General features: G+C 29.7%; 10 protein-coding genes and 1 pseudogene. 2 read left to right on the top strand and 9 right to left on the bottom strand.

The genetic code is table 11. The annotated features are described in order from the left end of the window. Positions 1 to 51 precede the first annotated feature (51 nt). A complete protein-coding gene (locus N4A55_RS13415; RefSeq protein WP_293757251.1) occupies positions 52 to 954 on the bottom strand; it encodes a phosphate butyryltransferase in 903 nt (300 codons plus the stop codon). A gap of 65 nt (positions 955 to 1,019) precedes the next feature. Next, entirely contained in the window at positions 1,020 to 2,099 is a 1,080-nt protein-coding gene (gene buk, locus N4A55_RS13410) for a butyrate kinase (protein ID WP_293757249.1), read from the bottom strand. A 384-nt stretch (positions 2,100 to 2,483) separates the two neighbouring features. Between buk and N4A55_RS13405 the strand changes: the two genes are divergently transcribed. Then, positions 2,484 to 4,733 (top strand): helix-turn-helix domain-containing protein, encoded by a 2,250-nt coding sequence (locus N4A55_RS13405; RefSeq protein WP_293757248.1) that lies wholly within the window; start codon positions 2,484 to 2,486, stop codon positions 4,731 to 4,733. Positions 4,734 to 4,803: 70 nt separating this feature from the next. Here N4A55_RS13405 and N4A55_RS13400 read toward each other — a convergent pair whose 3' ends face one another. From N4A55_RS13400 to N4A55_RS13385, 4 genes are all read right to left on the bottom strand, one after another. Continuing rightward, complete coding sequence (locus N4A55_RS13400; protein ID WP_293757246.1) at positions 4,804 to 5,982, bottom strand: D-alanyl-D-alanine carboxypeptidase family protein; 1,179 nt, start codon at positions 5,980 to 5,982, stop codon at positions 4,804 to 4,806. A gap of 111 nt (positions 5,983 to 6,093) precedes the next feature. Continuing rightward, complete coding sequence (locus N4A55_RS13395; protein ID WP_293757244.1) at positions 6,094 to 7,419, bottom strand: pyrimidine-nucleoside phosphorylase; 1,326 nt, start codon at positions 7,417 to 7,419, stop codon at positions 6,094 to 6,096. Positions 7,420 to 7,481: 62 nt separating this feature from the next. Further along, on the bottom strand, positions 7,482 to 8,651 hold the full coding sequence (locus N4A55_RS13390) for a phosphopentomutase (protein WP_443083838.1): 1,170 nt from the start codon (positions 8,649 to 8,651) through the stop codon (positions 7,482 to 7,484). A 131-nt stretch (positions 8,652 to 8,782) separates the two neighbouring features. After that, the gene (locus N4A55_RS13385) at positions 8,783 to 9,388 is read right to left on the bottom strand and encodes a TetR/AcrR family transcriptional regulator (RefSeq protein WP_293757240.1); all 606 of its coding nucleotides are present in this window, start codon (positions 9,386 to 9,388) and stop codon (positions 8,783 to 8,785) included. A gap of 416 nt (positions 9,389 to 9,804) precedes the next feature. Here N4A55_RS13385 and N4A55_RS13380 point away from each other — a divergent pair, with 416 nt between their 5' ends. Further along, positions 9,805 to 10,350 carry an NADH peroxidase gene (locus N4A55_RS13380; RefSeq protein WP_293757238.1) on the top strand — a complete coding sequence of 182 codons (546 nt, stop codon included), beginning with the start codon at positions 9,805 to 9,807 and terminating at the stop codon, positions 10,348 to 10,350. 352 nt (positions 10,351 to 10,702) lie between these two features. Here the strand turns inward: N4A55_RS13380 and N4A55_RS17075 are convergent. From N4A55_RS17075 to N4A55_RS13370, 3 genes and pseudogenes are all read right to left on the bottom strand, one after another. Next, positions 10,703 to 10,855, bottom strand: a pseudogene (locus N4A55_RS17075) (helix-turn-helix domain-containing protein); the annotation flags it as partial. 335 nt (positions 10,856 to 11,190) lie between these two features. Further along, a complete protein-coding gene (locus N4A55_RS13375) occupies positions 11,191 to 11,625 on the bottom strand; it encodes a hypothetical protein (protein ID WP_293757236.1) in 435 nt (144 codons plus the stop codon). Positions 11,626 to 11,710: 85 nt separating this feature from the next. Then, complete coding sequence (locus N4A55_RS13370) at positions 11,711 to 11,842, bottom strand: hypothetical protein (protein ID WP_293757234.1); 132 nt, start codon at positions 11,840 to 11,842, stop codon at positions 11,711 to 11,713. Positions 11,843 to 12,288 lie beyond the last annotated feature (446 nt).

Raw genomic sequence — 12,288 nt, 5'->3', positions numbered from 1 at the left:
ATATTTCTTTAATATGTTAACATACTTTCTCACCAATAAATTGTGAATGTACTAATTAGAAGTCATTAACATAGCTAAAGCAATGGAATTAACTTTTGATATTTTAGTATCGGCTCTTGATGTTACAACAATTGGTACTTTTGCACCTACTATAATACCTGCCGCTTTAGCATTGGCTAAGAAAACTAGTGATTTATATAGTACATTACCCGCTTCAATAGAAGGTACTATCAAAATATCTGCTTTTCCAGCAACTGGACTATCAATCTTTTTATGATTAGCTGCTTCTAATGATACTGCATTATCTAGAGCTAGAGGGCCACCTACTATACAATTATATATCTCCCCTCTTTTATTCATTTCTTCAAGTTCTTTTGCATCAACCGTAGCTTGCATTTTGGGATTAACTTTTTCTTTTGCACATAACATAGCAACCTTAGGTATATCAATACCTATACTCCTAGCTACAATAACAGAATTATCAATTATCTGCTTCTTAGTCATTAGGTCTGGTACAATATTCATTGCTGCGTCAGATATTAATAAAACCCTGTCATAACCAGGTATATCCATAACACCAACATGGCTTAATACTCTACCCGTTCTTAGATTAGCTTCTTTATTCAAAACGGCTTTTAAAATAACAGCAGTATCAATGATACCTTTCATAACCATATCTGCTTCTTTATCTGTTACCTTTTTCACAGCGATATTACATGCTTCTACTTTATCTTTTTCATCAATTATCTCTACATGGTCAATATGAAAATCTATTTGTTTTGCAATCTTAAGTATCTCTTCTTTGTCCCCTACAAGAATAGCCTTAATTATTCCTTCTTCAATTGCCATTTTCACAGAAATTAAAACGTCTATATCTTGGGCTACAGCAACCGAAAGTACTTTTGGTTCTTTCGTTTTGGCTAACTTCATTATATCTTCAAATTTACTAACCATCCAATCAATCCCTTTTTTATACTGATTTTTATATTTTACATAGATTATTGCAAATATTCAATAGCTTATTTGAATAATTTTGCTTTTTCTTCACCTGTAAGTATACGAAGTCCGCCTTCAGCTAATGCTATTAATTCATCTTCACCTGGAAAAACCTCAAATTCACCCAAAAAATTAATTCTCTTCCTTAATTTTTCACTGAACATCTTTGAATATGCAATACCACCAGTTAGAATTATCCTATCATAATCACCCATTAAAACAGTAGCCATTGCTCCTATGGCTTTTGCAACTTGGTATACCATTGCTTCATATATAAGAATTGCTTTTTCATTACCTTTTTCGATCATCTCTTGAACAACTCTAACATCATTTACACCAAGATAACTAACGATACCACCCTTACCAGCTAACATCTTTTTAATTTGCTGTTTTGTATATTTTCCTGTGAAACATAAATCAACTAAATCACCTGTAGGTAATTCACCTGATCGTTCTGGTGAAAATGGTCCATCTCCATCTAGTGCGTTATTAACATCTATTACCCTTCCTCTCTTATGGGCACCAACAGATATACCTCCACCTACATGAGCTATAATAAAATTACACTCTTCATATCTCTTTCCTACTTTTTTTGCAGCCCTTCTAGCAACGGCCTTTTGATTAAGGGCATGGAACATACTAATTCTACTAGTACCTTCTAACCCTGTAATTCTTGCAACATCGTCCATCTCATCTACACAAGGTGGATCAACCATATATGCTTTTATGTCTAGCTCTTTAGCAATATCATAAGCAATAAGACCTGCTAAATTACATGCATGACCTTTTTCTATAGCACCATCTCTTAGAGCTTCAATCAACATATCTTCCAATAGATATGTACCCCCTTCGATAGGCTTAAGAATTCCACCCCTACCTACAATAGTACTTAAACTAGATAATTCTATCTGTCTTTCTTCGAGAGCACTTATTATTGCATCTTTACGGAATGTATATTGGTCTAATATTGTATCAAATACTTCAAGTTCTTTTGTAGAGTGTCTAAGTGTTTCTTCAAATAATTGTTGCTCATTATCAAATACTGCAATCTTTGTAGAAGTTGACCCTGGATTTATTACTAATATCCTTAATTTGCTTTCCATATTAGATACCATTTCCTTTCATATTTTATGTCTATAGATTAACACCATTGACCTTTTTTCTCGGTGCTCCTTTTGGTTAAATGATAACCTTTTTTTGTCAACTTTTAATAGCAATAATTCATATGTCAATTATTATACCCTATAATGTGCTTTTTTTGCACTATATATTATTGACTTTTTAGTAAGATAAAGATACTATTAAGGTAAGATTATTAAGTTAAGAAATAGTTGTTATATATTGATTATATCAATAATTAAAGATGATTTTTTTATTATTATAAGGTACTATTTTTGAACTTTAATTTACAAAAAATTTATAAATATGAGTTCATAATATTTAGTCAAATGATTATTTAATATATTTAATAAAGAAGGTGATTAATTATGAATACGAAATTTGAGATTATTAAGCATAGCGGTAATTTACCTTTTAGTATTTTTTTACATGAAAGCAAACGTGTATACCCTATGAATTGGCATAAAGAAATAGAAATTCTTTTTATCCTAAAAGGCTCTGTACGTGTTAAAATAAGAGATTCTAGTTATATGGTTCATCAAGACAATATTATTCTAATAAATAGTTATGAGATGCATGAAATCACTCCTTTAGGAGACGATATAATAATCTTGGTGTTTCAACTAGATCCCTATTTCTATCAAAAATATTATCAAGGTTTTACAGAAATTGTTTTTCATATGAATTCGACTATGTTAAATAAGGATTCCAACACCTATAACACTATAAAAGAAAATTTAGTCATCATGATGTGGTATAGATTAAATAAAGAAAATACATATCAGATAAAACTTCTGAAACAATCTTTAGCTCTAGTTGAATTATTACTAAGGAATTTCAAGAAAACTATGATTAATGACAAAAACCATAATGACAGGTCACAGCAAAGATTAATATCAATTATTGAAAATATAAATAAGAATTATAATAAAAAACTTACACTATCACAGATTGCTGAACAGGAATACATAAGCATTCATTATCTATCCAAGTTTTTCAAAAACAGGGTTGGTATTGGGTTTAATAAGTATCTTAATCTTTTTAGGCTTAATAAATCTATGAATGATTTACTTAATTCAAACAAGATGATTATTGATATAGCACTAGAACATGGTTTTTCTAGTGTTAAATCTTATACAAAATTATTTAAAGAAACTTATACGGAAACTCCTAGTTCTTTTAGGAAAAAATATTTATCAGATATATCCCCTAAGAAAAAAAATACATCTGTCACCTTTAATAGCAGAACCATATTACATAATTATATCCAACTTCTTGCAAAAGATTTTTTATCGGGGAACCTTAATCAAGTATATTATCTTACTGTTAATATGCTTAATAAAAGTATAGATACCCTTCATAAAGAAAACATACTTCAAATCAATACCCATAATAATGGTATGGATACTATACTTAAAAATAGTCTTGAAGCTATAACTAATGAACTTCATATTGATTATATTAGATTCGGAAATATTTTTGACAAAACAATAAACTTCATGAATGATGATAAAAGTTTGAATTGGTTTTATATTGATAATTTATTAGAACTACTAATTAATGCTAGGGTAAGACCTTTTATAAGACTCTCTTATAATGAAAAGTTTTTCACTCTAAAGCAATGGAATATTATTGTAGAAGCTTTTATTAATCACTGCCTAGCAAAATTTGGAATATATCAAGTGAGTAGTTGGAAACTAGAGATAAGTTGTGTATCAGCTTATTATGATAAGTTTATCAATCTTTATAATAATGTTATTAAAAAGTTGATAAACAATTATAAAGATCTTAAGATAGGTATTTTAATTAATTTAAACAAATATTTCACAGCTGACAATATTTTAGACAATTATAATTTTTCTAAGCTTGATTTTATAACTATTGAGATTAATGATAAATACTATTGGAAAAATTCTAAGACAATTAATGAGATTGTAAAATGGCTAAAAAGCAGACATATCCATACATATATATATCAAAATAGAACTGTAAATGAACTATATGATACATGTTTTATTTCTAATTATTTCGTATATAATCATTTAAATATATATAAGAGCGCTAACTTGATTGTACCACTTATTGACCCTATGATTAATTCTAACATATTCAATGGAAAAGATAGTCTATTGACTTATAATGGTCTTAAAAAGCCAATTTACAATACGTATTATTTGTTAGATAAAGTAAAAGGTAATATACTAGATCAGGGAGAGTATTATATTGTTGTTAAAAATCATGATAGATATTATATACTCCTATATTATTACAATCAAGAAATAGGTAATAAGTTTAATTACAGCAAAGACCTTAATTATAATTTTTTTTCCAAAAAAACATCAAGTAGCATTTCTACCATTGTTTATGTTAATCTAAAATTAACAGAAGGTAATTATAAAGTTAGAACTTATCTGTTAAATCAAGAGAATGGCTGTATCTTTAGCGAATGGTTAAATATGGGTTCGCCAATAGAAATTAATAAAGAAGATATGAATTTTCTAAGAAGCAAAGAAAATATGAGAATTAGCGTTAATAATATTTATACTAAAGATTCCTTACACCTTGAAAGTTCAATTAGGCTAAATGAAGTTAGATTGATTGAAGTAATTAAAAAATAAAGCCAAAAAGGCTTTTCATAATATGATTGAATATATTATGAAAAGCCTTTTTTGAAATATTGCTAGAATCTTATTGAAAAAACATTTTCAGAATTTTACCTAGATAAAACTTCAATGTAGCTTTAGGAACTTCGTTAGCTGCTACTAGGTCAACTCTACCTACTTCTTTTTCACCACATTTATACACTATTTCCCCTATTTTATCACCTGTAGCAATAGGAGCTTCAACAAATTCTTCTACTTCAACATCATTAGTTATCTCTTGCTGCTCTTTACTATCTAAAATACAACTGAAATCTTCCGCTCCAACACAGTCAATGCTATCAAGCGTTCCTTTTTTTACTGGAACATTAGCTAATGTTTTGTCTTTTATGGCGTCCTTATACATTTTGCAATTTGCAAATCCATAATCTAACATCTTCATTACTTCTCTAAAACGTTCTTTATGATTAGGGGTTGCCATCACTACAGCTATCAAATTCAAACCATCTTTGTTAGCAGTTCCTGATAAACAATATTTAGCTAAACTTGTAGAACCTGTCTTCAAACCAGTAGCATATTCTGGATACCATTTCAATAATTTGTTGGTACTTGTTAATTCACTTATTTCTTCTCCATCTTTTCTCTGATGAACTATCTTATCCATCCATATTTTAGTTAAATCATATACCTGTGGATATTTAGTTGTAAGTTCTTTTGACATTATTGCTATATCTATTGCACTAGTCAAATGACCATCTGCATCAAGTCCACATGCATTAACAAAATTAGTATCTTTCATACCTAATTCTTTGGCTTTGGCATTCATCATATTAACAAATTCGCCCTCTGTTCCGGCTATATGCTCTGCCATAGCTACTGCTGCATCGTTACCAGAAGCAACAGCGATACCTTTTGCTAACTCTTTTACTGGCTGAACTTCATTAGTTTCCAAGAAAATAGTAGATCCCCCGAAGCTAGAAGCATGTTCACTTACAACTACCTCATCATCCCATCCTATTTTACCATTCTCAAGAGCTTCATACATCAATAGTAATGTCATAATTTTGGTTATACTTGCAGGTCTTAATCTTTCGTGGGCATTTTTCTCGTATAATACTTTACCTGTTGTTGGTTCCATTAATATAGCTGATTTTGCTGTTAACTCTAACTTATCTTTTGGTTCTTTCTCAGCATGTACAGATACATTACATGTACCTCCTATAAATAAAGCTAGAGAAAGTAAATAACAAAATATTTTTTTCTTCATTTATTGCTCACTCCTTATACTCACATAATCTTTTACTAAAGGAACTGCTCTATATATAATTCAATATCTTACTATTAGAGTAAGCTTTTAGAAGAAATTTATACCTTTTTTCTAACTGGTAATTATTCCATCTTTGGTAATTATTCCCTTAATAAATTTAGTCTCTTTTGGTTTTCCATCTGAAAACTCATATGCAGTCAAAGCTTTTTCTTTTGCAAGTTTAATTTTTTGTTGGTCGTTTCCGTGTATATATGCTAAAATATCGCCTTCTGAAACTTTATCTCCTACTTTTTTCTCAATAACTATACCAACACTAAGATCAATAATACTTTCCTTTGTTTCTCGTCCACCACCAAGAATCATAGAGGCTACGCCAATCTCATTTGCTTCAATATGACTAACATATCCTGATCTAGCTGCGTTTATTGGCTCTATTATACTAGCTTTTGTAAATAATTCTGTATTATCAACAAAATCTTCATTTCCACCTTGTGCATGAACCAATTCTTTTAATTTTTTAATAGCTGTGCCACTACTGATTGTCTGTTCCAGTAATTTTCTTCCTTCTTGTGCTGTTTTGGTCTTTCCTGCAGCTCTAACCATGAAACTACCCAGTGTTAAGCATAATTCAAGTAAATCCTTTGGCCCATTACCTCTTAATGTTTCTATGGCTTCTATGACTTCCAAGCTATTACCGACCGCTCTTCCTAATGGTTGATCCATATCGGATATAATAGCTGCTACGTCTCTATCTAATCCTGTACCTATATTCACCATTTCCTTAGCAAGTTCAAAAGCATCTTCTTCTTTTTTCATAAATGCACCGCTACCAGTTTTAACATCCAAAACAATAGCAGTTGCACCAGATGCAATTTTTTTACTCATAATACTACTAGCAATCAGTGAAATACTATCAACTGTTGCAGTTACATCTCTAAGTGCATATAATTTTTTATCAGCAGGAGCTAAGTTAGCTGTCTGACCAGCTATTGCTATCTTAATTTGATTTACATTATTAACAAAAGTGTCTTTTTCAACTTTTGTACTAAATCCATCAAATGCTTCAAGCTTATCAATGGTTCCACCTGTATGACCTAGACCTCTACCTGACATCTTAGCGACTGGAATTCCTAATGCAGCTACCATTGGCGCAATAACCAAAGTAGTTTTATCTCCTACTCCACCTGTACTGTGTTTATCAACTTTTATACCATCAATCTCAGATAAGTCTAGCATCTCACCACTTTTAGCCATAGCAAGTGTCAATACTGATGTTTCTTGCTCGTTCATACCTCTAAAATATATAGCCATCAAAAGTGCGGATACTTGATAATCTGGTATTTTCCCCTCTGTATAACCATTAACAAAGTATTCTATCTCATCCTCTGAAAGCACCCTACCTAATTTTTTCTTTTCTATTATATCATACATTCTCATGATTACATCATCCCTTCTATGACGAAAATTGGTTCATAATGTAGCAGTTAATATTTAATGAATTAACAATTTTTAATATCATTTAAAAAACTTTCACCTATGTCAAGTTGTTTTACATCTAAAATTTCTGCTATCGTCTGTCCAATATCTGAAAATGTTTTTCTAGTTTTTAAATCTGCATTATTCTTAAGTTCTTTTCCATAAGCCAAGAAAGGTACATATTCTCTAGAATGATCTGTACTTGGTGTTGTTGGATCACAGCCATGGTCAGCATTAATCATTAAGACATCTGTATCTTTCATATTTTTAATAATCTCTGGAAGTCTCATATCAAACTCTTCCAAACCTTTTGCATACCCCTCTACATTATTTCTATGTCCCCATTTAGAATCAAACTCAACTAAGTTAGTAAATATTAGCCCTTTATTATCCTTGTTCATATATTCAATGGTTCTATCCACACCATCCATATTATCTTTAGTATGGATAGCTTCTGTTATGCCTTTACCTGAAAAGATATCTTCTATTTTACCCACTCCTATAACATCTTTACCGCTCTGTTGTAGAATGTCAAGTAAAGTATCTTTTGGTGGTACCAAAGAAAAGTCTCTTCTATTAGCAGTTCTATAAAATGATCCTGGTTCACCTAGAAAAGGTCTAGCTATTACTCTTGCAACAGCATGTTCATTAGATAATATTTTTCTAGCCTCTCTACACATATCATACAATTTTTCTATAGGTATTATATCTTCATGTGCTGCGATTTGAAAAACACTATCTGCTGAAGTATAAACTATAGGACGTCCTGTTTCCATATGCTCTTTACCTAACTCCTCCAGTATGGCAGTTCCTGAAGCAGGTTTATTACCTAATATTTTTTTACCTACATACCCTTCAAATTTATCAGTGATTTCCCCAGGAAATCCATCTGGATAAGTTGGAAACGCTATAGGAGAATAAATGCCAACCATTTCCCAATGACCTATAGTTGTATCTTTTCCGTTAGATAATTCACCTATCCTACCATAAACACCTTCTGGCTCTTCTACTTTTTCTAAATTAACCATTCCTTCTATATTTGCTAGTCCAAGTTTTCTCATATTAGGCACGTCTAATTTTAGTTGTTTTGCAATATTACCTATAGTATTACTTCCTATGTCACCGAATTTATCTGCATCTGGTAATTCACCCATACCTACGCTGTCTAAAATTATCCATATTACTCTGCTTATCATAATTAAATCCTCCTTATTATATACTATATTATTATTTTACATCTATTTAAATTAATTATATAATACAGATAACGACTTATAAACGACACATGTCTGTTTTTTATTAAAAGTTGAGGTAATCTAAAAAACTATCTATAAAATGCTAATCTAAGAATATCAATGTATTCATCTATTTCTATTGATATTTTGTCAAAGTCTATTAATCCTTCTGTTTGGAATTTTTTTAGATTTTCATCACCATATTTCTCAAAAGTCCATTTAATAATATTGAGAGCTTTTACTGGATCAATATCTTTCTTGAATTTAGTATAATCAATATCTTGATAATAGATTTTAGATAATAGATTACTCACTCTCTCTTCTTTCATTATTTCATCAACACTCTTGTATTCTAATATAATATTGAAAAAATGGAAAAGACGTGGATATTTCCTAGATACTTTCATCTTTATCATAAAAATTTCCTTCAAACGTTCAAAAATGTCCATTTCTTCCCAATTAACTTTTTCATTTATTTCCTTAATCATTACTTCAAAACTATAATTTATTAAGAAGTTAAATAATCCTTGTTTATTACTAAAATAATGAAATAATAATCCTTTTGAAATACTAGCATTGGATACAATATTATTAGTAGATGCCTTTTCATATCCATATTTACTAAATTCTTCCATAGCACTATTTATTATTTTATCTTGTTTTTCTTTCTTAATTTTATTAAATGCTTCATACATAATTACCTCTCCTATATATCATAAAAACCTTTAACATGTTCAATATAATTATATATCTATTGACCATAATAGTCAATTAAGTATCTTAAAATTTTAAAATTTACATAGTCAAAAGACTAGTAACCTAATGGCTACTAGTCTCTATCATATATTACTTATAAATGTCCTTTCACCCTAACCACACCTTTCTTTTAGACTTCTGTCAAAAATAATGATGTTAAATGGTAAATATTCACTTACAAGTATTTGTGAGTAAAGATTACTCACAAAATTATATTGCCCGTACTACAAAAAAATATTCAAATTTATTTTATTTTATATTGACAACCATTTTTTTTATGTTATAATATTACCATAAGATAATAATTATCCATTAACAATTATTATTAATATAAACTTCAAGGAGGATATTAGATATGAAAAAATATGTTTGTACAATATGCGGTTATGTTCACGAAGGAGATAGTGCACCAGAGAAATGTCCACAATGTAAGGCACCAGCTAGTAAGTTTGTAGAACAAGATGATACAGAAATGACTTGGGCTGATGAACATAGAATTGGAGTAGCTAAAGATGTTGACCCAGAGATCTTAGAAGGTCTTAAAATGAATTTTACAGGAGAATGTACTGAAGTTGGTATGTATCTTGCTATGGCTAGACAAGCAGATAGAGAAGGTTATCCTGAAGTTGCTGAAGCATATAAGCGTATTGCTTGGGAAGAAGCAGAACATGCGGCAAAGTTTGCTGAATTATTAGGTGAAGTTGTGACATCTGATACTAAAACTAATCTTCAAATGAGAGTGGATGCTGAACATGGTGCTTGTGCTGGTAAAAAAGATATTGCAACAAAAGCTAAAAAATTAGGCTATGATGCTATTCATGATACAGTTCATGAAATGTGCAAAGACGAAGCTAGACATGGTATGGCGTTTAAGGGATTGCTTGATAGGTATTTTGGATAAGGGTTTACGCTTTTGCAAACACCATTCTATTACTAGTTTTTATTTAAAGTACACAAATTGTATTTATTATTTAGGTGGGAAAATAGTGGGATATTTGCCAAAAACCATTTAACCTTTTTCCACTTCCCACAGAGTAGGAGGAATATCATTAATTGATATTCCTCCTACTCGATTATATTATTATTTATTAATACAAGGTAGCCAACCTCCCACGTTTATATTACCATGTATTAAGTTTAGTCCCGACTTCTTAGGCATTATTAAATAACGCTGTTAGGTATATTTTACCACAAAAATAGGTCTATAGGTTTCTGAATGTTGGTTCAGTGCACTGAACTATTGTCTAAGATTTTCACTCAATTATAACAATTTTAACATTCAAAGCGTTACTAATTTTCTCCAGTGTAGAATATTTTTGATCGGTTTTACCCTGTTCTATATAACTAAGAGTTGTTTTAGATATTCCTGCCATTCTGGCAAAGTTAGTTTGACTAATATTTTTCTTTCTGCTTTTTCTTCTTTAAGTTAAGTATTAATTCTTTAATATCAACCATACTGTATCACTCCTGTAAAATTATGCATTTTATTGCTTTAGTTATATAAATTTGTGGAATATTTGACTAATGCAAAATATATGGTGTATAATTTTATATAGTTATTAGAATTTCGGATAGATTCAAAAAAGCGATAGTATGCCCTTAGAACTATCGCTTTTTTTATGCAAAAATAAAGCCTACCAATTAAGGTAGATTATTGTTATGTACTAATCAGTACTTTACTTCTTAAATATTTACTATTTCTTAAGACTTATCTAAATAATTAATAAGTGATACTAAAAAATTATTTTTTCATAATAACATCTTGCTTTTCATTATTATGATAAACATTAATTTCTTTAGGTTCTGATCTGAGAGTAAATTGAATTGCAAATCTATCATTAACATAAATATCATCTGCCGCCAATGTATCATCAAAGTTAATGGTTAATACTCCCTGATCCATATTTGCATCTACCTCAGTAGTAACATATAGATTTTTTTTATAATTTTTATTAAATAGAACTATAATACTATATAGTCCTGATCTTTCATTTTTTGAAATGTGAATATAAATATAATTATCTTTTTTATCTCTTATCCATTCATTTTGTGTAATACTTTCATTACCCATGTCTACTATTCTAAAATCAACATCATTTCTACTATTCATATATAAAAATGCACTAATAAATAAAAAAATAATCACTATACCTAAAATAATAATAAACTTTTTCATACCCCTTACCTCCTTATGAACGCACATATAAGACAGTAAGTACGATATATTATCATGCTTACTGTCTTATTGTTTAATTATGTAACTAAATTATATCTGATGATTTATTTGTTAATCTTGCTAGTACTCTACTTTTAACTGTGTTATCTGATAGTACTGGCCTTATCTCATACCAATAGACACATTGTCTTCCTACGTCATTATTATGTAAATCCATTTCTTTATGCTCATATTCATAATAACCATCGGAGGCTTTTTTTGTTTAATTTCTCCTCTGTTTTATCTTCGTGTGCAGTTGAAAATAGTGTTGCATATACTTCACTGCCAAATGATAAGCTATATTTTTTAATAACTGAGCATAGTTTGAATCTATTGGATATCCATCTTGCTTTAACATGTCCTCTGCTTGTTCAACTGTAAGTTTTTCATTTCTAAATCTGAATTAAGTAAACGGTTATTAGTTTTTTTATTTCCCTTATTCTTTTCTTCAGCCTTTTTTATTATTTTCCCTCCTATTAGTATTATATTCTCTCGGAATCTCTAAGCCAGTAAATTCAACGCTTCTAGATTCCTTTTTATTAAAAACCCCCACTTTTTTGTCAAAAACCATTGACATATTCATCGAAAAATGTGCGCTTCGCGCCTTGATTATGAAATATATTT

It is taken from the genome of Vallitalea sp. (assembly GCF_025211055.1).
Classification (GTDB): domain Bacteria; phylum Bacillota; class Clostridia; order Lachnospirales; family Vallitaleaceae; genus Vallitalea.
Note: the sequence above shows the minus strand (reverse complement) of the source record. Positions and strands in the feature narration are given on the sequence as shown.